This window comes from Polymorphospora sp. A560, assembly GCF_045781765.1.
Classification (GTDB): Bacteria; Actinomycetota; Actinomycetes; order Mycobacteriales; family Micromonosporaceae; genus Polymorphospora; species Polymorphospora lycopeni.
In genome coordinates this window covers 7,432,762-7,458,015 of record NZ_CP122282.1, presented here as the reverse complement: position 1 = coordinate 7,458,015, position 25,254 = coordinate 7,432,762, and the positions used below count along the sequence as shown (strand labels likewise).

Annotated in this window: 20 protein-coding genes and 1 riboswitch; of the genes, 12 read left to right on the top strand and 8 right to left on the bottom strand. The window is 73.1% G+C overall.

The window, feature by feature from the left end:
* Positions 1–341: 341 nt before the first annotated feature.
* The 4 genes from QCD66_RS33620 (at position 342) to QCD66_RS33605 (ending at position 6,960) form a co-directional block, all read left to right on the top strand.
* Positions 342–3,209, top strand: a complete 2,868-nt coding sequence (locus QCD66_RS33620) for an alpha/beta fold hydrolase (protein ID WP_375735857.1) — start codon at positions 342–344, stop codon at positions 3,207–3,209.
* Positions 3,209–4,099 carry an ABC transporter permease gene (locus QCD66_RS33615; protein ID WP_375735858.1) on the top strand — a complete coding sequence of 297 codons (891 nt, stop codon included), beginning with the start codon at positions 3,209–3,211 and terminating at the stop codon, positions 4,097–4,099. Before QCD66_RS33620 ends, QCD66_RS33615 begins: the two co-directional genes overlap by 1 nt.
* Before the next feature lie 136 nt (positions 4,100–4,235).
* Positions 4,236–4,375, top strand: a riboswitch (SAM riboswitch).
* Positions 4,376–4,384: 9 nt separating this feature from the next.
* Positions 4,385–5,677, top strand: a complete 1,293-nt coding sequence (gene thrC / locus QCD66_RS33610) for a threonine synthase (protein ID WP_407566918.1) — start codon at positions 4,385–4,387, stop codon at positions 5,675–5,677.
* Between the two features lie 263 nt (positions 5,678–5,940).
* Positions 5,941–6,960 carry a GNAT family N-acetyltransferase gene (locus QCD66_RS33605; protein ID WP_364211205.1) on the top strand — a complete coding sequence of 340 codons (1,020 nt, stop codon included), beginning with the start codon at positions 5,941–5,943 and terminating at the stop codon, positions 6,958–6,960.
* Between the two features lie 44 nt (positions 6,961–7,004).
* Here QCD66_RS33605 and QCD66_RS33600 read toward each other — a convergent pair whose 3' ends face one another.
* Positions 7,005–7,469, bottom strand: a complete 465-nt coding sequence (locus QCD66_RS33600) for a hypothetical protein (RefSeq protein ID WP_375735860.1) — start codon at positions 7,467–7,469, stop codon at positions 7,005–7,007.
* A gap of 65 nt (positions 7,470–7,534) precedes the next feature.
* Here QCD66_RS33600 and paaN point away from each other — a divergent pair, with 65 nt between their 5' ends.
* Positions 7,535–9,202, top strand: a complete 1,668-nt coding sequence (paaN, locus tag QCD66_RS33595) for a phenylacetic acid degradation protein PaaN (RefSeq protein WP_364211211.1) — start codon at positions 7,535–7,537, stop codon at positions 9,200–9,202.
* Between the two features lie 119 nt (positions 9,203–9,321).
* Here the strand turns inward: paaN and QCD66_RS33590 are convergent, their stop codons facing one another.
* Entirely contained in the window at positions 9,322–9,840 is a 519-nt protein-coding gene (locus QCD66_RS33590) for a GNAT family N-acetyltransferase (RefSeq protein ID WP_375735861.1), read from the bottom strand.
* A gap of 52 nt (positions 9,841–9,892) precedes the next feature.
* Positions 9,893–10,828, bottom strand: coding sequence for a serine hydrolase (locus tag QCD66_RS33585; protein ID WP_375735862.1), 936 nt, complete (start codon positions 10,826–10,828; stop codon positions 9,893–9,895).
* A 253-nt stretch (positions 10,829–11,081) separates the two neighbouring features.
* Here QCD66_RS33585 and QCD66_RS33580 point away from each other — a divergent pair, with 253 nt between their 5' ends.
* Together QCD66_RS33580 and groL are read left to right on the top strand one after the other, a co-directional pair.
* Entirely contained in the window at positions 11,082–11,285 is a 204-nt protein-coding gene (locus QCD66_RS33580) for a cold-shock protein (RefSeq protein WP_357535477.1), read from the top strand.
* A 702-nt stretch (positions 11,286–11,987) separates the two neighbouring features.
* Positions 11,988–13,610, top strand: a complete 1,623-nt coding sequence (gene groL, locus QCD66_RS33575; protein ID WP_357535479.1) for a chaperonin GroEL — start codon at positions 11,988–11,990, stop codon at positions 13,608–13,610.
* A gap of 81 nt (positions 13,611–13,691) precedes the next feature.
* Here groL and QCD66_RS33570 read toward each other — a convergent pair whose 3' ends face one another.
* The 3 genes from QCD66_RS33570 to QCD66_RS33560 all read right to left on the bottom strand — a co-directional run bounded on the left by QCD66_RS33570 (position 13,692) and on the right by QCD66_RS33560 (position 17,499).
* Positions 13,692–13,922: a hypothetical protein gene (locus QCD66_RS33570; RefSeq protein WP_364211995.1), complete on the bottom strand. Its 231-nt coding sequence runs from the start codon at positions 13,920–13,922 to the stop codon at positions 13,692–13,694.
* Positions 13,923–14,077: 155 nt separating this feature from the next.
* Positions 14,078–15,031 (bottom strand): GNAT family N-acetyltransferase, encoded by a 954-nt coding sequence (locus QCD66_RS33565; RefSeq protein WP_364211220.1) that lies wholly within the window; start codon positions 15,029–15,031, stop codon positions 14,078–14,080.
* An 11-nt stretch (positions 15,032–15,042) separates the two neighbouring features.
* The gene (locus QCD66_RS33560) at positions 15,043–17,499 is read right to left on the bottom strand and encodes a S8 family serine peptidase (protein ID WP_375735864.1); all 2,457 of its coding nucleotides are present in this window, start codon (positions 17,497–17,499) and stop codon (positions 15,043–15,045) included.
* 58 nt (positions 17,500–17,557) lie between these two features.
* Between QCD66_RS33560 and QCD66_RS33555 the strand changes: the two genes are divergently transcribed.
* The 3 genes from QCD66_RS33555 (at position 17,558) to QCD66_RS33545 (ending at position 21,614) form a co-directional block, all read left to right on the top strand.
* A complete protein-coding gene (locus QCD66_RS33555; RefSeq protein WP_364211924.1) occupies positions 17,558–19,378 on the top strand; it encodes a glycerol-3-phosphate dehydrogenase/oxidase in 1,821 nt (606 codons plus the stop codon).
* Positions 19,379–19,491: 113 nt separating this feature from the next.
* A complete protein-coding gene (locus QCD66_RS33550) occupies positions 19,492–20,865 on the top strand; it encodes an MFS transporter (protein WP_375735865.1) in 1,374 nt (457 codons plus the stop codon).
* Positions 20,862–21,614 (top strand): MerR family transcriptional regulator, encoded by a 753-nt coding sequence (locus QCD66_RS33545; RefSeq protein ID WP_375735866.1) that lies wholly within the window; start codon positions 20,862–20,864, stop codon positions 21,612–21,614. The genes QCD66_RS33550 and QCD66_RS33545 overlap by 4 nt, the downstream gene beginning before the upstream one ends.
* Here the strand turns inward: QCD66_RS33545 and QCD66_RS33540 are convergent.
* Positions 21,611–23,005 (bottom strand): FAD-binding oxidoreductase, encoded by a 1,395-nt coding sequence (locus tag QCD66_RS33540; protein ID WP_375735867.1) that lies wholly within the window; start codon positions 23,003–23,005, stop codon positions 21,611–21,613. The two genes, QCD66_RS33545 and QCD66_RS33540, sit on opposite strands and share 4 nt — an antisense overlap.
* Positions 23,006–23,041: 36 nt before the next feature.
* Between QCD66_RS33540 and QCD66_RS33535 the strand changes: the two genes are divergently transcribed.
* A complete protein-coding gene (locus QCD66_RS33535) occupies positions 23,042–23,317 on the top strand; it encodes a DUF4031 domain-containing protein (RefSeq protein ID WP_364211235.1) in 276 nt (91 codons plus the stop codon).
* Positions 23,318–23,351: 34 nt separating this feature from the next.
* On the opposite strand, the gene QCD66_RS33530 is transcribed toward QCD66_RS33535, so the two are convergent.
* Positions 23,352–23,996 (bottom strand): metal-dependent phosphohydrolase, encoded by a 645-nt coding sequence (locus QCD66_RS33530; RefSeq protein WP_375735870.1) that lies wholly within the window; start codon positions 23,994–23,996, stop codon positions 23,352–23,354.
* 92 nt (positions 23,997–24,088) lie between these two features.
* On the opposite strand from QCD66_RS33530, the gene QCD66_RS33525 reads away from it, so the two are divergent.
* On the top strand, positions 24,089–25,252 hold the full coding sequence (locus QCD66_RS33525; protein ID WP_375735868.1) for an aromatic acid exporter family protein: 1,164 nt from the start codon (positions 24,089–24,091) through the stop codon (positions 25,250–25,252).
* Positions 25,253–25,254 lie beyond the last annotated feature (2 nt).

The following is a 25,254-nucleotide window of genomic DNA, read 5'->3' as shown; positions in this document are numbered from 1 at the left end:
GGGGGTACGTGTCGCACGATGCCGGTCCCGTCCGCCGGACCGGAAACCTAATGGACATCTGCGGCGGTGCAATCCACACCGAACAGCTATTTCTTGCCCACTGGCAAGTAACGTGCCGCTGTGTCGGAACGATGGTTACGTTGCGTGTCGACTCTGGAGTGGCCTGTTTCGATTGCCGTGATATGTGACTGAAGATCGGAATTCACGGGATGCTGCACTTGTCCTGCCGTCCTTCGGGTATGTCCGGTCGACTCACGGTTGCGGGGCGACGTTCGGAGGCCGGTCCGGGCCGTACGGACGATCTCAGGTGGCACTCAGGAACGGGGCCGTACGGTGTCCCCATGCCTTCACCGCTGTCGGCGCGGCTCCGTCGTGCCCTGCCGCGGATGACCCGGCGCCGGGTCGTCACCGCCACCGTGCTGATCGCCGTCCTCGCCGGCGCGGTCGCCTGGGCGGTCTGGCCGGAACGGCGCGACTTCACCGCCACCGACAGCATGATCAGCGTCCGGTCCGGGCCGACCGGTGACGAGCCGGTGACCCTGGACACCCGGTACTACCTGCCCGACGGCGCCTCCGCCGACGCCCCGGTGCCGGCGGTGCTGCTCGCCCACGGCTTCGGCGGGACCAAGGACACCGTGCGCGCCGACGCCGAGGACCTGGCCGGGCTCGGGTACGCCGTACTGACCTTCACCGCCCGCGGGTTCGGCCGCAGCGGTGGCGAGATCCACCTCGACAGCCCCGACTACGAGGTGCGCGACGCGCAACGGCTCCTCGACTGGCTGGCCGCCCGGCCGGAGGTCCGTACCGACACCCCCGGCGATCCACGGGTCGGGGTGGTCGGCGGCTCGTACGGCGGCGCCCTCGCCCTGCTGCTCGCCGCCCAGGACCCCCGTGTCGACGCGATCGTCCCGATGATCACCTGGAACGACCTGTCCCGTTCCTTCCTGCCCGAGTCGACCGGCCGGGAGCCGGTCGACGGGGTCTTCAAGAAGGGCTGGGCCGGCCTCTTCTTCGGCAGCGGCACCAGTGGCGGGCTCGGCGCCGCCGGCCTGCCCGGCGGCCCGGCCACCGGACCCGGCTCCGGCGACACCGGGGGCCTCCCCGCCGGGGTGCCGACCGCCGGCGGCGGGCTGGGCCCGGGCGCCCCGTTCGGCGACCCGTCCTGTGGCCGCTTCGCCCGCGACGTCTGCGCGGCCTACCAGCAGATCGCCACCACCGGTCGGGGTACGCCGGAGGCGGTGGAGTTGCTGCGCCGGTCCAGCCCGGCCACCGTGCTCGACCGGATCAAGGCGCCGACCCTGCTCGTCCAGGGCGGGGCCGACACGCTCTTCCCGCTGGCCGAGGCCGACCTCAACGCGCGCGGCATCGCGGCCAACGGCACCCCGGTGCGGGTCGCCTGGTTCACCGGCGGCCACGACGGCGGCACCGGTCCGCAGGCCGACCGCGACCGGCTCAAGTTCCTCACCGCGCAGTGGCTCGGCCACTACGTCAAGGGCGAGGGGGAGCCGCCGGCGGACAGCTTCACCTGGTCGCGGATCGCCGGCTTCGACGCCATGGACCGGGGACTGGTGGCGACCGGCTACAGCACCGTCGACTATCCCGGCGTCGGCGGCGCCACCACCTCCGCGGTGGCAGTCGCCGGGCCACCACAGGCCATCGCCAACCCGCCGGCCGGCAACCCGGCCGCGATCTCCTCCCTGCCGTTCGCCGGCGGCCTGTCGTCCGTACTCGGCGGGGTCGCCGGAGACCTGCCCGGACAGCACGCCCGGTTCGAGTCCGCGCCGCTCGACGAGGCGGTCGACGTGGTCGGCTCACCGACCGTGTCGGTCCGGGCGGCGTCCCCGACCGGTGAGGCGGTGCTCTTCGTCAAGCTCTACGACGTCGACCCGAACGGTGCGGCCACCCTGCCCAGCGGCCTGGTCGCCCCGGTACGGCTCACCGGCCTGCCGGCCGACATCGGACAGGCGCGGCCGGTGACCGTGACGCTGCCGGCGATCGTCCACCGGGTCGAGGCCGGCCACCACCTGCGGCTCGTGCTCGCCACCGCCGACCAGGCGTACGCCACCCCGGTCGAGCCGACCGTCTACACCGTCGGCCTCGGCGCCGGCAGCACCGGCCCGGTGACGCTGCCGACCGTGACCGGCGCGCCGATCGCCACCTCGGAGCTGGTCTGGCGCTGGGTGCTCGCCGGCCTGCTCGCCGCGATCGTCGTCGGTCTCGTCGCGGTCGTGGCGGTGGTCCGTCACCGGCACCGCCGGCACGACACGTCGGTCGTCGCCGAACACGCCGACACCCCGCTCGTCGTACGCGACCTGCGCAAGGCGTACGCCGACTTCGTCGCCGTCGCCAAGGTCGGCTTCGAGGTACGGCGCGGCCAGGTGGTCGGCCTGCTCGGGCCGAACGGCGCCGGCAAGACCACCACGCTGCGGGTGCTGATGGGGCTGACCCAGCCGACCGCCGGCGAGATCTACGTCTTCGGCCACCGACTGGTCCCCGGTTCGCCGGTGCTCTCCCGGATCGGGTCGCTGGTCGAGGGGCCGGGCTTCCTGCCCCACCTGAGCGGGCGCGACAACCTGAAGTCGTACTGGCGGGCCACCGGGCGGCCGTGGGCCGAGGCCCGGTTCGAGGAGGCGCTGGAGATCGCCGGCCTCGGGACCTCGGTCGACCGGCGGGTCCGCACCTACAGCCACGGCATGCGGCAGCGGCTGGCCATCGCCCAGGCCATGCTCGGCCTGCCCGAGCTGCTGGTGCTCGACGAACCGACCGACGGGCTCGACCCGCCGCAGATCGCCGAGATGCGCCGGGTGCTCAAGCGGTACGCCACCGACGGCCGGGCCGTGCTGGTCTCCAGCCACCTGCTGGCCGAGGTCGAGCAGACCTGCACCCACGCGATCGTGGTCAACAAGGGCGCGGTCGTGGCGGCGGGGCCGGTCGCCGACATCGTGGGCGAGTCGCCGATGGTGCAGCTCGACGTCAGCGACGCCGGTGCCGCCCGGGCCGTGCTCGACGGGCTGGAGGGCGTGCGTACGGTCGGCGGCGACGGCAACGGCGGCCTGGTCGTCGACATCGACGGCACCGCCCGCAGCGAGGTGGTCGCCGAACTCGTCCGGGCCGGGGTGGGGGTGGACCGGGTGGTGCCCCGGCGCCGCCTGGAGGACGCCTTCCTCGCCCTGGTCGGGGAGAACTCTCGGGGAAGCGGGGACCGGTGATGGCAGACGTCGAGCAGGCGGAGCGGCCGGCGGCCGACGGTTCGGGGGCCGCCCCCGGCTACCGGCCGCGCGCCACCCTCCCGATGTCCGCGGAGTTCCGGCGCCAGGCGTCCCGCCGACGTACGCAGCTCGCGCTCGGGTTCATGGTGCTGCTGCCGCTGATCATCCTGATCGCGTTCCAGTTCGAGAGCGGTGACGACGACAACGGCGGCGGCGAGTTCGCCAGCCTGATCGAGTTCGCGACCGCGAACGGTCTCAACTTCACCCTCTTCACGCTGTTCGTGTCGGCCTCGTTCCTGCTGGTCGTGGTGGTCGCGCTCTTCTGCGGCGACACGGTGGCCAGCGAGGCGAGCTGGGGCAGCCTGCGCTACCTGCTGGCGATCCCGGTGCCGAGGTCGCGGCTGCTGGCGGTGAAGCTGGTGGTCGCGCTCGCCTACTCCGCGCTGGCCCTGCTCCTGCTCGCCGGCACCGCCCTGCTGATCGGCACCCTGCGCTACGGCTGGGGGCCGTTGCAGAGCGCGGTCGCCGCCGAGATCCCGGCCGGTGAGGGCCTGTTGCGGCTGCTCGGCATCCTCGGCTACCTGGCCGTGGTGCTGCTGGTGGTGGCCGGGCTGGCGTTCCTGCTCTCGGTGACGACCGACGCGGCGCTGGGCGCGGTCGGCGGGGCGGTGCTGCTGTGGATCCTGTCGAGCATCCTCGACCAGATCACCGCGCTGGGCGTGCTGCGTGACTTTCTGCCGACCCACTACAGCAGCGCCTGGCTCGGGCTGCTGTCGACGCCGGTGCAGACCGACGACATCGTCCGTGGCTCGATCTCCGCGATCAGCTACGCCACCATCTTCTGGGGGCTGGCCTTCTGGCGCTTCACCCGCAAGGACGTCGTCTCCTGAGACCCGCGCGACGGGGACGGGCGGGCCGCTACGGGGCCGCCCGGCCCACGTCAAGATCCCGAGGTGTGGCTCACAACCTGGGAATCAGCGGTGGTCAACCGCGATCACGCCCGTAGACTCGGGTGCACAACTCAATACCTCATCCAGAGGGGCTGAGGGATACGGCCCGTTGACGCCCCGGCAACCACCCCGCACGACCGACTCATCGCCGAGTCGCGGGGGGCAGGTGCCAAATCCGTCCCCGCCGCGCGGTGCGGTGCAGGGGAAAGATGAGAGGACCCTCAGATGACGTCGATCATCGACGAAACCGCCGACGCCGCCACCTCGATCTCCAGCCCGGCCCGGTCCCTGGTCTGTCGCGGCTGCGGTGCCGAATACCCGCTGGCCGCCCAGCACGCCTGCTTCGCCTGTTTCGGCCCGCTGGAGGTCGCCTACGACCAGGCCGCGCTGGCCCGGGTCACCCGGGCCGACATCGAGGCCGGCCCGAACAACATGTGGCGGTACGCCGCCCTGCTGCCGGCCGGCCAGGACCCGGCCACCCGGGTGACGCTCGATCCCGGCATGACCCCGCTGGTCGCCGCCCCCGGCCTCGCCGCCGAACTGGGCATCAGCGCACCGCTGTGGGTCAAGGACGACAGCGGCAACCCGACCCACTCGTTCAAGGACCGGGTCGTGTCGGTGGCCCTGACCGCCGCCCGCGACCTCGGCTTCACCCGCTTCGCCTGCGCCTCCACCGGCAACCTCGCCAACTCGGTCGCCGCGCACGCCGCCCGCGCCGGCGTACCGTCGATCGTCTTCATCCCCGGCGACCTGGAGCCAGGCAAGATCATCACAACCGCCGTGTACGGCGGTGACCTGGTCGCCATCGACGGGTCGTACGACGACGTCAACCGGCTCTGCGGCGAACTGGTCGAGACCGACGAGTTCGAGGACACCGCCTTCGTCAACGTCAACGTCCGGCCCTACTACGCCGAGGGCTCCAAGACCCTTGGCTACGAGGTGGCCGAGCAGCTCGGCTGGCGCATCCCTGCCCAGGTGGTCATCCCGATGGCCAGCGGCGAACTGCTCACCAAGGTCGACAAGGCGTTCAGCGAACTGGTCGAGATCGGGCTCGTCGAGGCGCCGGCCGGCGGCTGGCGGGTCTTCGGCGCCCAGTCGACCGGCTGCAACCCGATCGCCACCGCCCTGCACGCCGGCACCGACACGATCAGCCCGGTCAAGCCGACCGGCATCGCCAAGTCGCTCAACATCGGCGACCCGGCCGCCGGGGCGTACGCGATCGAGGCGGTACGGCGTACCGGCGGCTGGATGGACCACGCCGACGACGACGAGATCCGCGACGGGATCCGGCTGCTGGCCCGCACGACCGGCGTCTTCGCCGAGACGGCCGGCGGCACCACGGTGGCCGTGCTGAAGAAGCTGGTCGACAGCGGCCGGCTCGACCCCGCGGCGGAGACGGTCGTCTACAACACCGGCGAGGGCCTCAAGACCCTCGACGCGGTCGCCGGGCTGGTCGGCCCGACGCACCGGGTCAAGCCGTCGCTGCGGGCGGCCCGGGAGGCCGGCCTGCTCGGCTGAGCGTCCGCTGTCAAGCCGGTCACCCGCCGGGGTGACCGGTCTGCGCGGCCGGTAACCGGGGTTTTGCCGTCCGTGGAGAAAACCTGGCCCGACAGACTTGACGACCGCCTCGCGAAGACGCAAGATGCTCCGTGCGGGAGGGCGTAGCGCCGTAGACTTTTGAAGCTCTAACGACCCAGCGCCGGAGGCGTTGTGCGCACGTCCTCCCGACCAAAGAAGAAATTCGGTCGCGGGCACCCCGACCAGGCGGCACTCTCGGTCCCATGGACATCGCCGTCACCGCCTTCACCCCCGCCGACAGCGCCGCCGTGGAGCGAGCTTTCGAAATCCAGACGGCGGTCGTCACCGCCGACATCCCGGGTTTCCCGACACCCGTTCAACGCGACTTCTACGTCGGGATGAAACATCCGCGGACCGGGTACGCCTTCGAGCGCTATCTCGCGCACGTCGACGGCAAGCCGGTCGGCTATCTCGAAATGACGATGCCGCAGCTCGACAACACCGACAACGTCACGGTCGAGTTGCAGGTGCTGCCCGACTACCGGCGGCGTGGGGTGGGCCGGGCCCTGCACGCCCGGGCCGTCGAGCGGGCCCGGGCGCTCGGCCGTAAGCGGCTGATGAGCATGGCCGTCGCCACGCTGCCCGGCGGCCCGGTGCGCGACGAGGCCGGCAACCGGTTCGCCGCCGCGATGGGCGCCGAGTCGGTGCTCCTCGAGGTGCGCCGGCGGCTCGACGTGACCTCGGTCGACCAGCCCCGGCTGGACGCGATGCTGACCGAGGCGTGGAAGCACGCCGACGGCTACGAGCCCGTCCGCTGGGTGGGGGCCACCCCGGAGGACCTCATCGACGACGTCGCCTACCTCGACGGGCGGCTGGTCGAGGACGCGCCGATGGGCGACCTGGAATGGGAGCCGGAGAAGGTCGACGCGGACCGGATCCGCAAGGTGGAGCAGAACCACGAGTTGCGCGGCCGGCGCATGTACCACTCCGGTCTGCGGCACGTGGCGAGCGGTCGGCTGGCGGCCTGGACCGAGATCACGCTCGCCGACGGCAACGAGTGGCACGCCTTCCAGCAGATCACCATCGTCGAGCCGGCCCACCGGGGCCACCGGCTCGGCACCATCGTCAAGATCGACAATCTGCGTCAGGTCCTGGCGAAGGAACCCGACCTGAACGTCATCGACACCTGGAACGCGGCGGCCAACGACCACATGATCTCGATCAACGAGGCGATCGGGTTCCGCGCCGTCGACACCTGGAACAACTGGCAACAGGCGGTCTGACCCGGCCATCCACCGGCGGGTACGGGTGCACGCGTACCCGCCGGTCAGCGCGGCGGGCGGCGGGTGAACGTGGTGTGGACCCGGACCGCCCACGGCCGCAGCGGCAACTCCCGGTAGCCGCCCGCCGAAAGCCCGGCCCGCCGCTCGAAGACGTTGCGGCAGCCGTACGAACCGGTCAGCGTGTACGACCATCCGCACGCCAGCAGGTAGGCCGGCAGGAACAACGGGCCGAGCAGCGCGTACTGCCCGACGTGCCGGACCTCGTGCGCGAACAGTTCGGCCCGGCGCGGATCGAGCAGCCACCCGGCCGGCCGCCGCGTCACGACCACCGACCCGACCGTGAAGCACGGCTGCGCCGGCACCGGCAGCCGGTAGCCGCCGGCGACGAACACCCCGTCCGGCCCGCGCTCGCGGGTGGCCCCGCCCAGCGCGGCCACCACCAGCCCGGCAAGCGTCGAGCCGTTCACCCAGTTGACGGCCGTACGCAACGACGACCAGCGCCCGCCCATGACAAGAGGATGCGCCGGAATCACGCCCTACGACACCCACGGTCGGCTACGGCATGATGGCTGACATGACGGAGACCCCGCATCCCATGTACACCGCGCACGCCGACACCCTCGCCCGCGCGCTCACCGCGATCGCCGAGCGCGGCTACTGGTCGGCCTATCCCGAGTCACCCAGCCCCCGGGTGTACGGCGAGAACGCCGCCGCGCAGGGCGAGGCGGCGTTCCGGGCCCTGCTCGGCAACCGGTACCCGCTCGACCAGCCCGGCACCGTCGACTGGGTGGCCACCGAGGCCAGCCCGTTCGGTGTCGACCTCGGCGTCAGCTATCCGCACGGCGACGTCGACGCCTTGGTCGCCGCCGCGCGGGCCGCGCTGCCGGCCTGGCGTGACGCCGGAGCGCAGACCCGGGTCGGCGTCTGTGCCGAGATCCTCGCCCGGCTGCACGCCAACGTCTTCGAACTCGCCAACGCGGTCCAGTTCACCAGCGGCCAGGCGTTCGTGATGGCGTTCCAGGCCGGCGGCGCGCACGCCCTCGACCGTGCCCTCGAAGCGCTCGCCTACGCGTACGCCGAGATGACCCGGCACCCGGGCACCGCGGAGTGGGAGAAGCCCGCCGGCAAGGGTGACCCGCTGCGGATGAGCAAGACCTTCCACGTCGTACCCCGCGGGGTGGCGCTGGTCATCGGCTGCAACACCTTCCCGACCTGGAACTCGTACCCCGGGCTCTTCGCCTCGCTGGCCACCGGTAACCCGGTGGTCGTCAAGCCGCACCCGGGCGCGGTGCTGCCGCTGGCCATCACCGTCCGGATCGCCCGCGAGGTGCTCGCCGAGGCCGGCTTCGACCCCAACCTGGTGCTGCTCGCCGTCGAGGCCCCCGGCGAGAGGATCGCGTCCACGCTGGCGCTGCGCCCGGAGGTCCGGATCGTCGACTTCACCGGCTCCACCGAGTACGGCGACTGGCTGGAGGCCAACGCCCGGCAGGCGACCGTCTACACCGAGAAGGCCGGCGTCAACACCGTCGTGGTCGACTCGACCGACGACTTCGCCGGGCTGTGCCGCAACCTCGGGTTCTCGCTGACCCTCTACAGCGGACAGATGTGCACCACCCCGCAGAACATCCTGGTGCCGGCCGGCGGCATCAGCACCGACCAGGGCCACAAGACCTTCGACGAGGTCGCCGCCGGGATCGCCGGAGCGGTCGGCAAGCTCACCGCCGACCCGGCCCGGGCCGTCGAGTTCACCGGCGCCATCGTCAACGCCGGGGTGCTGGCCCGGCTCGCCGAGGTCAGCGGTGACGTCGTGCTGGAGTCGCGGGCGGTCGACCACCCGGCGCACCCCGACGCGGTGGTCCGTACGCCGACGATCGTGAAGCTGCCGGCCGACGCCGTCGACACGTACGGCCGGGAGTGGTTCGGGCCGATCTCGTTCGTCATCGCCACCGACTCGACCGCGCAGAGCCTCGACATCTTCCGCGAGACGGTCGGCCGCAACGGCGCGCTGACGGCGGCGGTCTACTCGTCCGACGAGAAGGTGCTCGACGCGGCCGAGGAGGCGGCGGTGGAGGCCGGCGTGCACCTGTCGTGCAACCTGACCGGTCAGGTCTTCGTCAACCAGTCCGCGGCGTTCTCCGACTTCCACGCCAGTGGGGCCAACCCGGCGGCGAACGCGGCCCTCACCGACGGGGCGTACGTCGCCGGCCGGTTCCGCATCGTCCAGTCGCGCCGCCACCTCTGATCCGCCTGACCCTCATGATCCCCGTGATCAGGGACCAGGACGCGCGTGTCGTCGGCGTGCCGAGGCGCGTACTCCCTGATCACGGGGATCATGGGCGGGACGCCTAGGCGGCGGGACGTCTAGGCGGAGCGGCGCATCTGCAGTTCGGTGAGCACCGGGATGGTCGGGTGCGGCACCCGAACCCCGGTGTCGACGAAGCCCAGCCGCTCGTACGCGCGTACCGCCCGGTCGTTGCCGACCACGACCTCGAGCATCAACTCGGGCCGGCCGGCCATCCGCGACCACCGCGCGACGCTGTCCAGCAGCGCCCCCAGCACCCCGCTGCCCCGGTGTTCGGGTGTGACGTAGACCGCGTAGACGACGGTGAGGGTCGGCTCGTGCGGCGAGACGACGCCGCCGGCGTGCGCCACGAAACGCCCGTCCACCTCGGCGACGAACTGGGCGACGTCGTCGCCGGCCGAGACCCGGGCGACCCGGGCGGCGAACTCGGCGTGCGGCCGCGCCGCCGCCTCGGCCAGCGTCTCCAGGAAGGCCAGCGGCGTGTCGGCCAGCATCTCGAGCCGCATCGCCCGCATCCGTGCCGTGTCGGACGGGCGGAGCCGGCGTACGGCGGTCGGTGGGGCGGTCACGTCGGTCATCGTGGCATGGTCGGCGCCGGTACGGCCCGGCGGCAACCCGATTCGCCGCCGGTCAGGGCGCGTTGGGGGGAGGGGCCGCCCGGACCCGCCCGACCAGCAGTTGGCCGCCGACGTCGCGGCACAGTCCGGTGCCGTACTCGAAACCCAGCCGGCCGGGATAGCGGGCGAGGGCGGCCACGACCCAGTCCGGGCCGATCGCGAGGCAGGCGATGTGCCACAGGCCGTCCTCGTCGCGCAGCAGCCAGCCGTTCTTGATCGCGACCTGCGGGGCGAGGTCGGCGGGCAACGCGGCCCGGATCCCGAAGTCACCCACCCCGCGCACCCGCCGCATCTCGTCGAGCAGCCACGGCGTCCACCGGTCGCCGGCCGCGCGGCCGTCGGCGAGGCAGAGCCCGATCCGTACGGTGTCCCGCGCCGAGACGACCGTGTTGCTCCAGGCGTCGTGGTAGGGCGCCGAGTCGGTCAGCCCACAGGTCTCCACCAGCCGCTCGATCGACCGGCGGCGCCCGAGGACCGCGAAGAGGTCCTGTGCCGCCGCGTTGTCGCTGTCGCGGATCATCCGGGTCAGCGCGTCCAGCCGGGCCTCCGTCGGGGTCTCGCCGGGCGGTAGCCGCCGCAGGTAGTCGGCGGCGAGCCAGGCTTTCACCATCGACATCGTGTCGCTTGGCGCGGTGTGGTTGGCGGACCCGGTGATCCGGCCGGAGCGGCGGTCGAGGAAGGCCCAGGACAGGAACCCTTCGACGGGCACCCGCACCGCGTCCGGGGACGGCGGGCCGGGGTCGGGGGCGGCGGTCGCGCCGGCCGCGGGTTCGGTGCCCGCGGCGGGGTCCGGGCCGCGTACGAGGGCGGCCGGGGCGGGGTCGGCCGCACCGTGCCGGATCACCTCGTGGACGACCTCCGCCCCGATGAGCCCGGCGGCGAGCAGGAGTACGACGAACAGGTGGTGCCGCCGGCGCCGCCGGTGCCGACGTAGCCGGTGACGTGCCATCGGTTGGCTGGTTTCGGGGTGACCCACGTTGGTTAAACGAGCAACCCATTCCGGCGACGCCGTCGTGCATAAGATCGCATTCACCGTGTCCTTTTTGGGGTAGTGCACGGCAGAGATACCTCGTGTAGCGTGCGATTTCGGCCGCCATGTTCGACGGGACCGACATGGATCACGATTCCAGGTCCTCTCCGGGCGTACGTCCCGGGCCGGGAGGAGTGAAAGGCCAGGCAGCATCGAAGTGAGGAAGTGCACCGTGGCACAGGGCACCGTGAAGTGGTTCAACAGCGAAAAGGGCTACGGCTTCATCGCGGTCGACGGGGGGCAGGACGTGTTCGTCCACTTCTCGGCGATCCAGATGGACGGCTACAAGGCACTTGACGACGGGCAGCGGGTGGAGTTCGAGATCGCCCAGGGTCAAAAGGGGCCGCAGGCCGAAAAAGTGCACCTCATCGCCTGACGGCAGAGATCGACCAAGGCGACCGAGAGGGGCCTCGGAAGAAACGTTCGGCGCCGGTTCTCCATAGCAGAGGGCCGGCGTCTTCGTTGTCCCCGAGGACGTCCTTTTCCTAACCGCTTCCCGGTGAGCAGGCACATGACGTGCCTCAATCGGTGTACGGCTCTCCGGCAGCTCCGGCCCGCCGGTTCGTTCTCGGCTTCCGTGCCGGTCCCTCGAATGAGGGAGCCCCGGCCCCTTGAATGGGGGAACGTCTCCGATGTTCGCCGGCCGGGTCGGGTTTCCGGGCCCTGATCGGCGTGATCCGGGACGGGCTGTCGTCGCGCCGGGGTGTCGCGACGCCCGCTCCCGAGAGTGATCGTTGCGCGTCTATCTGTCGCGGGCTGCCTGGTCGGCCTCGCGCGACGTGTGGCGGGGCCGTCGCGGGCGATCCCGGAAAAGCTCAACGAGCTTGCACTCGGCAGGGGGGAGTGCTAAACAGGTCATTGGCACTCGCGGACCGTGAGTGCCAATGGTCGGGGCGGTGGGGCCACCGGTGCGGACCCGGGAGACGGGGCTGTGGCGATGGCCGGTCGTCGCGGGCTATCCGGCCCGGCCAACGGACGTCACTGTCGCCAGGTAGTGACGTCCGAGGCTGCGTAGTCAGGCGGCACACCCGGGCCAACCGGCCCAGGTGGCCGTGAGTGTCCAGGAGGACAACGCCGTATGGCCAAGATCATTGCGTTCGACGAGGAGGCGCGCCGCGGCCTCGAGCGGGGCATGAACACCCTCGCCGACGCCGTAAAGGTGACGCTCGGCCCCAAGGGCCGCAACGTCGTGCTCGAGAAGAAGTGGGGCGCCCCCACCATCACCAACGATGGTGTGAGCATCGCCAAGGAGATCGAGCTCGAGGACCCGTACGAGAAGATCGGCGCCGAGCTGGTCAAGGAGGTCGCGAAGAAGACCGACGACGTGGCCGGCGACGGCACGACGACGGCGACCGTCCTGGCCCAGGCGCTGGTCCGCGAGGGCCTGCGCAACGTCGCGGCCGGCGCGAACCCGATCGCCCTCAAGCGGGGCATCGAGTCCGCGGTCGCCGCCGTGGCGGAGGAGCTGGCCAAGCTCGCCAAGGACGTCGAGACCAAGGAGCAGATCGCCTCCACCGCGTCGATCTCCGCCGGTGACAACACCGTCGGCGAGATCATCGCCGAGGCGATGGACAAGGTCGGCAAGGAAGGCGTCATCACCGTCGAGGAGAGCAACACCTTCGGGCTCGAGCTCGAGCTCACCGAGGGTATGCGCTTCGACAAGGGCTACATCTCGCCCTACTTCTGGACCGACCCGGAGCGTATGGAGGCCGTCCTCGACGACCCGTACATCCTGATCGTCGACGGCAAGATCTCGGCGGTTAAGGACCTGCTCCCGATCCTCGAGAAGATCATGCAGTCGGGCAAGCCGCTGCTGATCATCGCCGAGGACATCGAGGGCGAGGCCCTGGCCACCCTGATCGTCAACAAGGTGCGTGGCACCTTCAAGTCCGTCGCCGTCAAGGCCCCGGGCTTCGGCGACCGCCGCAAGGCGATGCTGAACGACATCGCGATCCTGACCGGTGGTCGGGTCATCAGCGAAGAGGTCGGCCTCAAGCTCGACGCCGTCACCATCGACCTGCTGGGCCACGCCCGCAAGGTGCAGGTGACCAAGGACGAGACCACCATCGTCGACGGTGCCGGTGACGCCGACCAGATCCAGGGCCGGGTCAACCAGATCCGCGCCGAGATCGAGAAGAGCGACTCCGACTACGACCGCGAGAAGCTGCAGGAGCGGCTGGCCAAGCTGGCCGGTGGCGTTGCGGTGATCAAGGTCGGCGCGGCCACCGAGGTCGAGCTGAAGGAGCGCAAGCACCGCATCGAGGACGCGGTCCGCAACGCGAAGGCCGCCGTCGAAGAGGGCATCGTCCCTGGTGGTGGCGTCGCGCTGGTCCAGGCCGGCAAGACCGCCTTCGACAAGCTGGACCTCGTTGGTGACGAGGCGACCGGTGCGCAGATCGTCAAGGTCGCGCTGGACGCCCCGCTGCGCCAGATCGCGGTCAACGCCGGCCTCGAGGGCGGCGTCGTGGTCGAGCGGGTCCGCAACATCGAGGCCGGCCACGGCCTCAACGCGGCCAGCGGCGAGTACGTCGACCTGCTCAAGGCCGGCATCATCGACCCGGCCAAGGTGACCCGGTCGGCGCTGCAGAACGCCGCCTCGATCGCGGCGCTGTTCCTCACCACGGAGGCCGTGGTGGCGGACAAGCCGGAGAAGACCCCGGCCCCGGCGGGCGCGCCGGGCGGCGGGGAGATGGACTTCTGAGTCCGGACTCCACGTGACGAAGGGCGGGCCGCGCGAGCGGCCCGCCCTTCGGCGTCTGCGGCACCCGGCCGCTGACGGCGCCTAGCGCCGCTGGTTGCGTTGCTTCTGGCGCCGTGACGTGGGTTCCGGCGCCATCTGTCGGGGCGCGTCGACCAGCGCCAGCGGCTCGTCCGCTGGCGGATCGTCGTACTCCGCCAGTTCGGCCAGGTCACCGAAGTCGAGCCGGTCGACGGGCAGGTCCGTGGACCGGTCCGCCATCCGCGCCGAGGCCGGAACGTGGAGATCGTCCGTCGGGTCGTCGTCCTTGGTCATGACCTCCTCCTTCCCCGGTCACCGTAAGGCGCGGCGGCCGGTGGCCGGGGACGAACGGCGCTACACCCGATACCTCCCATTTCGCTGGTCAGGTAGGGAGACGCGCCGGACGGCGACGGTCAGAGCTGCTTAGGGAGACGCGCCGAGGGCGACGGTCAGAGCTGCTTGCGGAAGAGGAAGAAGACCCGTTCGATCCAGGCCCCGGCGCTGCCGGCGTAGAACGGCACCGGGCCGACCCAGCCGATCTGGACCCGATCGTGCCCGGCCGCCCGCTGGTCGCGCAGGCAGCGGCGCAGCAGCACACCGCCGATGCCGAGCCCCTGCGTGTCCGGCGCGGTCCCCATCGGGCCGAACCAGGACGGCCGCGACGACCCGTACGCGGCGAAGCCGAGCAGTTCGCCGCTGTCGCGTACGGCGAGATGGCAGCCGCCGTCCGGGCGGTCGACCGAGTGGGCGAGTTCGCCGCCCCACGACCCGCCGAAGGTGGCCCGGGCGAAGGCGACCAGCGCCGGCACGTCGTCCTCGGTCGCCCGCCGTACCCGGATCCCGCGCTCGGCGAGGCGGGCCTCGGCCGGCCCGGTGTCCCGCAGCGCCGGCGAGCCGTCGTAGGACAGGTCGGCGGTCATGTTCCAGGCCGTCCGGTCCTGCTCGTAGCCGAGCGCCATCGCCGCGCAGATCGCCGGCGTGTACCGAACGTCGATTCCCGGCCAGGCGTAGTACGGCGGGTTGCCGGCCAGCAGGACCTCACCGGCGCCCAGCCCGGCGAGCGCGCCCTCGACCCGTGACAGCAGGGTGCGGCCGATGCCCCGGCGCCGGTCGGCGGGGTGGACCGCGATCAGGTCGACGTGGCCGACGGCGGGGTCGCGGTGGGCGATGGAGCCGAGCACGACGCCGACCGGTTCGCCGCCGGCGACCGCGACGAACCCGACGAGCTGCCGGCGGCCGTCCGTCCAGGTCGCGTCGCCGGGGGCGGTGGTCTCGCGGAGCCGGGTGACGATCTCGTTCGCCTCGGCCGAGTCCTCCGGCAGATCGAGCGCTTCGCCACAGAGTGCCACCACCTGGGGCAGATCGGCATCGGTCAGTTCGGCGACGGAGAACTCGAGATCCACGAGCGCCGAACCTACCGTGTCTGGCGGGCCCGCTCCACCGCGGCGTACGCGTCGACCAGACCGGCACCCTCGACGTTGGCGAGCTGCCCGCAGTCGCCCTCGCGCTGGCTCGCCGTCGGGGGCACGACCCCGGTGGCGGTGTCCAGCATGATCTGCCGGGTGGTGGCCAGGTCACCGATCAGGGCCGGGTTCGCCGACCACATCAGCGCCGCCACGCCGGCGACCTGCGGGGTGGCCATCGACGTGCCGGAGTTGCTGGTGTAGCCACCGCCGGGCATCGCCGACAGCACGTCGGCGCCCGGCGCCACCAGATCGGGTTTCGCCGAACCGTCCGGGGCGGGGCCACGGCTGGAGAACTCGGTCACCCTGCGGTTCTCGTTCACCGCGCCGACGGTCAGCACGTCGGCGTACGGCGCGGGCGGATCGTCGATCGAGCCGCAGAACGGGCCGGTGTTGCCGGCGGCGGCGACGAAGAGGATGCCGGCGGCGGCGAAGGCGGCCGTCGCCTCCGCCAGGGCCGCGGTGTCGCACCCCTCCAGGGCCGGGCAGCCCCAGGAGTTGGTGAGGATGTGCGGCGCGCGGTCCGGCCGGCCGTCGGTGAACGGGTCGCCGCCGGCCGGGAACGGCGCCAGCATGAACTGCAGGCAGTCGAGGTAGCGGGCCGGGTTGCCCAGGTTGCGGTCGAGGTTGACGCAGCCGACCCACTGGGCGCCGGGGGCGACGCCGATGTTGTCGCGCCCGACGGCCGAACCGGCGGTGTGGGTGCCGTGCCCGCCCCGGTCGGTCGGGGTGCGGGTGTCGTTCCAGGGGTCGTACCAGGAGTCGTCGCCGCCCCGGAAGCCCGCGGCCAGCGCCGGGTGGCTGCCGTCCACACCGGAGTCGGACGAGCCGACGACGATGCCGGCCCCGTCGGTGTCCAGCTGCGACCAGACCCGGTCGGCACCGATCATCGTCAGGTGCCACGGCGGGGCCTGCGGTGCGGGCTCGGTGCCCCGGCCGGGTGGCGGCGCCGCCGGCAGCGGCCGGATCTCCTGGCTGAGCAGCACCCGGTCGACGTCGGCACGGCGCGAAAGCCAGGCCCGCACCGCCGGCCCGCCGTCCACCTCGATCGCGTTGACCAGGTAGTACGGCCGGTGCCACAGGCGGAACCGGTCGAGTTCCCGGCGCAGGTCACCCTGCGACCGGGTGGCGGTGTCGACGAGCCGCCGGTGCACCTCGCGCACCTTCGCGTCCCGCCCGGCCTGGCCGGCCCCGCCGGTGATGCCGGTCAGGTCGGCCTGCTCCTTCATCACCACGAAGAGGCGCTCGCCGTGCAGGCCCGGTTGGCCGAGGCCGACGTGGACGGCCGCGCCGGCGAGCACGACCGCGGTGGTGGTGACCACGCCGACCCACCGGTGCGGGGTCGCGGCGCGGGTACGGCCGAACGCGACCGCGTACGCGATCCCGACGACGAGCGCGAGAGCGGCCGAGCTGCCGGCGGCCACCATGGTCCAGAACGGCACGTCCCGGTCGATCAGGACCAGCGAGATCTCCTCGGGGTCGACCAGGGCCAGTGGTCCGAGGACGGCGACGGCGACCAGCCAGCCGACCGGCGGACGGGGGCCGGCGTCGTCCGCCGGTCCGTAGCCGGCGGTCCCGCGCTCCGGCGTCGCCGCGACGGGACGCAGCGCGGCGAGGGCGAACCCGGTCGCCGGCAGCAGGAACAGGGCGGCGAGCTGGCTGCCGCTGTGCCCGACGGCGGCCCCGACCAGCAGCAGCGTCACGCCGGCCACCAGCCCGCCCAGCAGGACCGGCCGTACGCCCCGGCCGGTCGGCCCGCCGTACGTGGACCAGAAGCCGGCGTCGAGGATCGCGGCGGCCAGCCAGCCGGTCGCGGCGGCGGCGGTGCCGGCGAGCAGCGTCTCGGTGAGCCCGCCGAGCGCCCCGACCCAGAGCCAGGGCAGCAGTACGGCGGCTCCGGCGGCGACCGCGAGCAGCACCGCCACCCCGGTCGGCCGTGATCGGCGTACCCGGCCCCGCGTGCTCCGGATCGCGACGGCGAGCAGGACCGCGCCGACGGTCAGCAGGGCCAGGTAGAGCTCGTTCTGCGCCTGCGGTACGGCCCGCAGCAGGCCGAGTACGGCCAGGACGATCGCGCCGCACAGCCAGGCCCGGCCGGCGGCCCGGACCGCCGCCGAGCGGGGTACGACCGCCAGCGGCGCCGCCACCGCGGAGATCAGTGCCGCGTCGACCAGGCTGGTCAGCGGCCACACCCAGACCGGTGCGGTCAGGCCGGCGACGATCGCCACCTGGTCGACCAGCCACCCGCTCACCTGCGCGACGGTGGTGATGCCGACCGCCCACAACCCCACCGCGACCGCCGCGACGACCGCCCCGATCCCCGGGCCGGGCGGCGGGGGCGGTGGCGGGTACCCGGGCACCCATCCGGTCGACGGCGGTTCTCCAGAAGGCGGCGGACCCGGCTGCATGCCCAGACAGTACGTTGTCGCTGCCTGCGGTTAACGTGGACACGTGCGTGACCCAGCCGTGTCCCGATACGCCGCCGGCCAACTGTCCGCGTCCCGCCGGGCGGCCGACCTGCGCCGCCTGCGCGGCGAGCGGTTCGACGTGCTCGTCATCGGGGGTGGTGTCACCGGTGTCGGTGCCGCTCTCGACGCCGCGTCGCGCGGGCTCAAGGTGGCGCTGGTCGAAGCGCGTGACTACGCCGCCGGCACCTCCAGCCGGTCCAGCAAGCTGATCCACGGCGGCCTGCGCTATCTCGAACAGTTGGAGTTCGGGCTCGTGCACGAGGCCCTGACCGAGCGCGGGCTGCTCGCCACCCGGCTCGCCCCGCACCTCGTCCGGCCGGTGCCGATCCTCGTGCCGCTGCCGTCCGGCGCCGGCCCGCGCGCCCTGCCCGGCCGGGCCTTCCGGCGCGCCTACTACGGCCTCGGCGTGGCGGCGTACGACGCCTTCGCCGGGGCTTTCGGCGGCGGTCGCGGCATGCCGCTGCACCGCCACCTGTCCCGCGAGGGCGCCCGCCGGATCTTCCCGAGCCTGCGCGCCGACGCGATCGGTGGCGCGATCCGCTACTACGACGGCCAGATGGACGACGCCCGCCTGGTGGTCAACCTGGCCCGCACCGCGGCCAGCCTGGGCGCCGCCGTGGTGACCAGCGCGCGGGCGGTCGCCCTGGTGCGGCAGGCCCGTGAGGTCACCGGGGTCCGGGTCCGTGACATGGAGGCGCCCGCCGGGTCGCCCGACGCCGAGTTCGAGGTACGGGCCCGCACCGTCGTCGCCGCCACCGGGGTCTGGACCGACGACATGTCCCGGATGCTCGGCGACGTGGGCCTGCGGCCCGGCTTCCGGGTACGCGCCTCGAAGGGCGTGCACCTCGTCGTGCCCCGCTCGGCGATCACCGGCGACGCCGGTCTGATCCTGCGTACCGCGACCTCGGTGCTCTTCGTCCTGCCCTGGGGCGGTCACTGGATCATCGGTACGACCGACACCGACTGGCAGCTCGACCGGGCCCATCCGGCGGCGTCGGCCAGCGACATCGACTATCTGCTCGACCAGGTCAACACGGTGCTGGACCGGCCGCTGACGACCGCCGACATCGAGGGCGTCTACGCCGGACTGCGCCCGCTGCTGTCCGGCGAGGCCGAGTCGACGTCGAAGCTGTCCCGCGAGCACGCGGTCATCGAGCCGATGCTCGGCCTGCTGCTGGTCGCCGGCGGCAAATACACCACCTACCGGGTGATGGCGCAGGACGTGGTCGACCGGGCTGCCCGCCGGCTCGGCGGCGCCCGCCCGTCACGCACCGCCGATCTGCCGCTGCTCGGCGCCGACGGCTACGCCGCCATGTGGCGCGACCGCGCCGACCTCGCCCGCCGGCACGGGATGCCGGGCGGTGTCGTCGAGCACCTGCTGGAGCGCTACGGCACCCTGACCACGCACCTGCTCGCCCTGATCCAGGCCGATCCGCTGCTGGCGACACCGCTGGCCGGGGCACCCGAATACCTGGCGGCCGAGGTGGCCTACGCCGCGCACGCCGAGGGCGCGCTGCACCTGGACGACGTGCTGACCAGGCGCACCCGGATCTCGTTCGAGACCCCGCACCGGGGCAGCGAGTCGGCCGAGCAGGCCGCCGAGATCATGGGCAAGGTGCTGGGCTGGGACGCGACCGTACGGGCCCGCGAGGTCGAGCACTACCTGGCCCGGGTCGAGGCGGAGCGGCAGTCGCAGCGGATGCCCGACGACGCGACCGCCGACGCGGCGCGGATGGGGGCACCCGACGTACGCGGCTTCGCCGCCGACCGGGGCATCGACCTGACCCCGCCTCCGGAGGCCCGCCTCCTGCCCGGCTGACCGCCGGCCGAGGCGCACCGGCTGACCGCCGGCCGAGGCGCGTCGGCTCGGCCGCGTCGAGGCCGGAAAAGCGAGCTTGACCCCGCCGTAGCGTCATGGTTTTTGCTCGGACCATGAAGCGGATACCCGTCACCTTCCTGGCCAGCGACTTCCTGTCGCTGTTCGGCAACGCGATCGCGGGCGTGGCCCTGCCGCTGATCGTGTTGCAGACGACCGGCAGCGTCCTGGGGGCCGGAATTGTCGCGGCGGCCACCGCGATCCCGGCGATGCTCGGCGGCCTGCTGACCGGTGTGGTGATCGACCGGATCAACCGGCGTACGGCCTCGATCGCCACCGACCTGATCTCGGCCGGTGCGGTGGCCGCGCTGCCGGTCGTCGACCTGCTGGTCGGCCTCGAACTCGGCTGGTTCATCCTGTTCGGGATCCTCGGGTCGTTCGGGGACGTACCCGGGATGACCGCGCGGGAGGCGCTGCTGCCGGCGGTCGTGCGGCACGGCGGGATCGCCGCGGAGCGGCTGATCGGCGTACGGGAGAGCCTGGGTGCCCTGGCGATCCTGGTCGGACCGGCGGCGGCCGGCGGCCTCATGGTCCTCTTCGACGGTTCGACGGTGCTGTGGATCACGGCGGCGACGTCCCTCGGGGCGGCGCTGGTGACCCTGACCCTGCCGCGCCGGGTCGGCGAACTCGAAGCCGCCCCGGTCCCGGCCCCAGCCGCCGCCGGGAGCGCGGCCGTCGGCGCCGGGAGCGCGGCCGTCGGCGCCGGGAGCGCGGCCGTCGGCGTCGGGAGCGCGGCCGCCGGCGTCGGGAGCGCGGCCACGGCGGAGCCGGGTGGTGGCGACGTGGGGGTGGGGCTGCGACCCGAGCCGGTCACCGGCTGGGCGCAGTTGCGGGAGGGCTGGCGGCTGCTCTTCCGGGGCAGTCCGTTCCTGCTGGCGGTGACCCTGCTCAACCTGGTGCTGGCGACCGTGCTGTCCGCCCTGCAGGGCCTCGTGCTGCCGGTGCACTTCACGCTCCTCGACCAGCCGGGCCGGCTCGGCCTGGTGCTCAGCTCGATCGCACTCGGCACCCTGGTCGGCGGTGCCGCCTACGCGGTCGCCGGCAGCCGGGGACCGCGCCGGGCGTGGCTGGTGGCCGGTTTCGCCGCGAGCGTGGTCGGGGTCGCGGTCATCGGCGCGCTGCCGGCCGCCGGCCTCGTGTTCGCCGGCGCCTTCGTGGTCGGCGGATCGATGGGAATGCTCAGCGGACTGCTCGGCGTGCTCATGCTGGAACGGATCCCGGACCGGATGCGGGGCCGGATCCTCGGGACCCAGAACGCGATCCTGACCGGCGCGGCCCCGCTCGGCATCGTGCTGGCGGCCGTGGTCGTCGAGTACGCCGGACTCGGCACCGCCGCGGTCGCCCTCGCGGCCGTGTGGGCGGTCGCGGCCGTGGCCGCCGTGAGCAGCCGGGCGCTGCGTAACCTGGACGGGGTGCGGGAGAGCGTGTGAACAGCGGCGAGGTGGCCCGGCTGGCCGGCGTGTCCGTACGCACGCTGCGCCACTACCACCAGATCGGGGTCCTGCCCGAACCGCCCCGGGCGGCGAACGGCTACCGGCGGTACCGGGCCGGCGACCTCGTCCGGCTGCTGCGGATCAAGCGCCTCGCGGCGCTGGGCATCCCGCTCGAGCGCATGCCGCAGCTGCTCGACGGCACCGGCCAGGATCCGCCGGAGCTGCTGGACCAGCTCGACCGCGAGCTTGCCGCGCAGATCGAGCGGCTGACCCGGCAGCGGGAGGTCATCGCGCGGATCCGGGCGGAGGGCACCGCCCCGGACATCCCACCCGAACTCGGCCGGTTCTTCGCCGTGTTCGGCGCCGCCGCCACCGACATCTCACCCGAGCTGACCGCGGCCGACCGCGACCAGTCCATCCTGCTCGCCCACCTGGTCGGCGACCAGGCCATGCCGCAACTCGGCGAGTTCTACGACCTGATGGCCTCCGAGGAGTACGCGCCGCGGGTCGTCGAGTTCGCCCGCCGGTTCGGCGACCTCGGCCCGGAGACCGGGGCGGACGAGCTCGACGCGCTGGTCGAGCAGTTCGTCGAGCTCTTCGGGCCGGCGGTGACCGCGGTGGGCGGTTCGGACGTGCTGCCGACGATCGACGAGAAGCGGGTGAAGCTCCTCGACGACCTGCGCGACGACCAGCTCAACGACGGCCAGCGGACCTTCCTCGCCCGGGTGCAGGCGCGTTTCGCCTAGAGGACCTTGCCCGGATTCAGCAGTCCGGCCGGGTCCAGCGCCGCCTTGATCGCCTGGTGGACGCGTACGCCCACCGGCCCGATCTCCTTCGCCAGCCACTCCCGCTTCAGCAGGCCCACGCCGTGCTCGCCGGTGCAGGTGCCGCCCAGCCCCAGCCCCAGCTCCATGATCGCGTCGAAGGCGAGCCGGCCGCGTTCGAGGCTCGCCGGGTCGGCCCGGTCGACCACGATGTTCGGGTGCATGTTGCCGTCGCCGGCGTGCCCGACGACGCCGATCGGCACCTGGTACTCGGCGGCGACCTTCTCCACCCCGTCGAGCAGTGACGCCAGCGAGCCGCGGGGCACCGCCACGTCGTCGATGATCAGGCCGCCCCGGCCGCCTGGATAGGTGTCGGCGGCGAACTTCTCCATCGCCGCGTGCGCCAGCCGCCGGGCCTGCAACAGCGCCGCCGCCTCGGTCGCGTCGGTCGCCTGGTAGACCTCGCTCGCCCCGGCCGCCTCGCACACGGCCGCGATCCGGGCCAGGTCGGCGCCGGCCCGCTCGCCGGTGTCGGCCGCCGCGAGGAGCAGGGCCTTCGCCTCGGTCGGCAACCCCATCGACCGGTACGCCTCGATGGCGCCGAGGTGGGTCTGGTCGAGCAGTTCCAGCAGGCTCGGGGTGAGCCCTTCGGACGCGATGGCCGCCACGGCCGCGCCGGCGGCGGCCGTCGACGGGAACACGCCCACCAGGGTCAGCGACTGCTCGGCGGCCGGGCGCAGCGCCACGGTGATCTCGGTGATCACCCCGAGGGTGCCCTCGGAGCCGACGAAGAGCTTGGTCAGGTCGTATCCGGCGACCCCCTTCGCGGTGCGCCGACCGGTGCGCAGCACCTCGCCGGAGGCGAGCACCACCTCCAGACCGATGACGTACTCGCTGGTCACGCCGTACTTGACGCAGCACATGCCGCCCGCGTTGGTGGCGACGTTGCCGCCGATCGTCGACGACTCCCACGACCCCGGGTCCGGCGGGTAGCGCAGCCCCTGCTCGGCGACCGCCCCGGCCAGCGCCGAGTTGACCACCCCGGGCTGCACCACGGCGATCCGGGCCACCGGGTCGATCTCCCGGATCTCGGTCATCGCGGTGGTGCTGAGCACCACGCAGCCGTCGACGGCGTTCGCGGCGCCGGCCAGCCCGGTCCGCGCGCCCTGCGGTACGACCGGCACCCCGTGCGTGGCGGCGACCCGTACGACGGCGGCGACCTCGGCGGTGGTGCGGGGCCGTACGACGACCGCCGGGAGGCCGTACGCGCACAGGTCCGCCTCGTCGCGCTGGTAGCTCACGAGCAGATCGGGGTCGGTCACCACCGCCCGGTCGGGGAGCACGGCGCGCAGGTCACTCAGCAGGTCGGTCATGACTGGCCAGGGTATCGGCCGGTTACCTTGGTGACCATGGTCTACGTGGACCCACCTGCCTGGCCCGCCGACGGGCGGCTGTGGTCGCATCTGGTCAGCGACGTGTCGTACGCCGAACTGCACGCCTTCGCGGCGGGCATCGGCCTGCCCCGGCGGGCGTTCGACCGCGATCACTACGACGTGCCGGAGGAACGGTTCGCCACGGTGGTGGGGCACGGCGCCCGGGTGGTGTCGAGCCGGGAGATCGTCATCGTGCTGCGCCGTTCGGGGCTCCGGCTGCCCAAGCACCTGGCCGGGGGCCGCCGCCCGTAGCCGATCCGGCCGCTGCCGCTCGGTCGGCCGTCGCTCAGCCCGTCGCGGCCAGGGCGGCGAGTTCGCGGCCGAGGTTGGTCCGGGCCGGCGCCTCCCAGTCCCGCGCGAGGACCGGCAGCCGGTAGAGGGCCGGCAGGTCCAGCAGGTGCCGCAGAACGGCGCCCCGGCCGGCCCGGAAGAGTTCGTCGGGCACGTGGGCGTACTCGCGGCGGACGGCGGCGGCGTAGCGGTCGTAGTCGGCGGCCGGCCCGGCGAGTACGGCCAGGTCGGCGTCGCAGAGCAGGGCCCCGTCCCGGTCGTGCGGGGTGGCGCCGTGCCCGGCCGTGAGCAGGACCAGCCGGGCCACCTCGGCGACCGCGTCCGGTGGCACGCCGAGCCCGGTCAGGGTCGCCGTGGCGAGCGCCGCGCTGGCCCGCTCGTTGGCGTCGCCGGCCGCGCGCGGGTCGTAGACGGCGTCGTGGAACCAGACGGCGAGGCGTACGAGGTCGGGCCGGTCGGCGTGGTCGGCCTGCCCGTCGACCACCCCGAGCACGGCGGCGAGATGGTCGACGGTGTGGTAGTGCCGCTGCGGCTCACCCCACCGGTCGAGCAGGTCGCGGCCGGCGGCGGCGATCGCGGCCGTACCGGTCGCGCCGGCCGCCGTGGCAGCGGCCGACCAGCGGGCGCTCAGTTCGGTCACCGGACCAGTCTGCCGCAGCCGGGCCGGCGCGGTCATGGCTGGATGGGCGGCCGGTCCAGCCATGAACCGGAATCTGCCGGGTATGCCGGCGCATGGCCGCGGACCGGGACAGCACCGAGAGTTCGCCGGCCACCGGCATGGCGCAGCGGTGGCGCGAACGGCGCAGGCGGTTCGACACCACCTTCCGGGAACGGACCATCAAGGTACGCGCCAACGCCGGGCTGGCGATCCAGGCCGGTGTCGCCGGCGGCCTCGCCTGGTTCGTGGCCGCCGGGATCGTCGGCAACCCGGCGCCGTTCTTCGCGCCGATCGCGGCGGTGGTGACCCTGGCCTCGTCCGTCGGGCAGCGCCTCCGGCGGACCATCGAGCTGATCATCGGAGTGGCGCTGGGCATCGCGGTCGGCGACGCCATCATCCTGGTGATCGGCACCGGGGCGTGGCAGATCGCCGTGGTGGTGACGCTGGCGATCATCGCGTCGATCTACGTCGGCGGCGGCCCGTCGCTGTTCAACCAGGCCGCGGCTTCGGCCGTGCTGGTCGCCACCCTGAGTCCGCCGGAGGGCGGGATCTACTTCACCCGGTTCTCCGACGCGCTCATCGGTGGCGTGGTCGCCCTGATCGTCATGACGCTGTTGATCCCGCTCAACCCGCTGCGGGTGGTCGACCGGGCGGTCGACCCGGCGCTGGAAACCATGGCCGACGCGCTCAGCGACACCGGCGGCGCCCTGGCCCGCCGGGACGCGGCCCTCGCCGACGCCGCGCTGGAGCGGCTGCGCAAGGCGGAGGGCGAGGTACGGACGCTGGAGAGCGCCATCGAGGCCGGCCGGGAGACGGCCGCCCTGGCGCCGCTGCGCTGGCACAAGCGGGGCGTGCTCACCAGGTACGTGGACAGCTCCAAGTACATCAGCCGCGCGCTGCGGGACAGCCGGGCACTGGTCCGCCGGGCGGTGACCCAGATCCAGGACGGCGAGCCGGTCCCACCACCCCTGCCCGACGCGGTGTGCGACCTCGGCGAGGCGGCCCGGCTGCTCTACAACGAGTTGGGGGCCGGGGTGGAGCCGCAGGAGGCCCGGGACCGCGCGCTGCGCGCGGTGAGCGGCGCCGCCGGGGCGTACTCGGCGGGGGTCGGCCTGTCCGGCAGCACTGTCGTGGCCCAGGTCCGGTCGATCGCCAGCGACCTGATCGCCGCGACCGGGGTGGACATGGCCGAGGCCAACCGGATGGTCCGGCGGGCCGTCGGCCACACCACCGGTTGACC

Coding starts and splice junctions, on each gene's coding strand:
- groL (WP_357535479.1), top strand. CDS start 11,988: ATGGCCAAGATCATTGCGTTCGACGAGGAGGCGCGCCGCGGCCTCGAG.
- QCD66_RS33585 (WP_375735862.1), bottom strand. CDS start 10,828: ATGGCACGTCACCGGCTACGTCGGCACCGGCGGCGCCGGCGGCACCAC.
- QCD66_RS33605 (WP_364211205.1), top strand. CDS start 5,941: ATGGACATCGCCGTCACCGCCTTCACCCCCGCCGACAGCGCCGCCGTG.
- paaN (WP_364211211.1), top strand. CDS start 7,535: ATGACGGAGACCCCGCATCCCATGTACACCGCGCACGCCGACACCCTC.
- QCD66_RS33570 (WP_364211995.1), bottom strand. CDS start 13,922: ATGACCAAGGACGACGACCCGACGGACGATCTCCACGTTCCGGCCTCG.
- QCD66_RS33525 (WP_375735868.1), top strand. CDS start 24,089: ATGGCCGCGGACCGGGACAGCACCGAGAGTTCGCCGGCCACCGGCATG.
- QCD66_RS33550 (WP_375735865.1), top strand. CDS start 19,492: ATGAAGCGGATACCCGTCACCTTCCTGGCCAGCGACTTCCTGTCGCTG.
- QCD66_RS33600 (WP_375735860.1), bottom strand. CDS start 7,469: ATGGGCGGGCGCTGGTCGTCGTTGCGTACGGCCGTCAACTGGGTGAAC.
- QCD66_RS33540 (WP_375735867.1), bottom strand. CDS start 23,005: ATGACCGACCTGCTGAGTGACCTGCGCGCCGTGCTCCCCGACCGGGCG.
- QCD66_RS33535 (WP_364211235.1), top strand. CDS start 23,042: ATGGTCTACGTGGACCCACCTGCCTGGCCCGCCGACGGGCGGCTGTGG.
- thrC (WP_407566918.1), top strand. CDS start 4,385: ATGACGTCGATCATCGACGAAACCGCCGACGCCGCCACCTCGATCTCC.
- QCD66_RS33615 (WP_375735858.1), top strand. CDS start 3,209: ATGGCAGACGTCGAGCAGGCGGAGCGGCCGGCGGCCGACGGTTCGGGG.
- QCD66_RS33620 (WP_375735857.1), top strand. CDS start 342: ATGCCTTCACCGCTGTCGGCGCGGCTCCGTCGTGCCCTGCCGCGGATG.
- QCD66_RS33590 (WP_375735861.1), bottom strand. CDS start 9,840: ATGACCGACGTGACCGCCCCACCGACCGCCGTACGCCGGCTCCGCCCG.
- QCD66_RS33560 (WP_375735864.1), bottom strand. CDS start 17,499: ATGCAGCCGGGTCCGCCGCCTTCTGGAGAACCGCCGTCGACCGGATGG.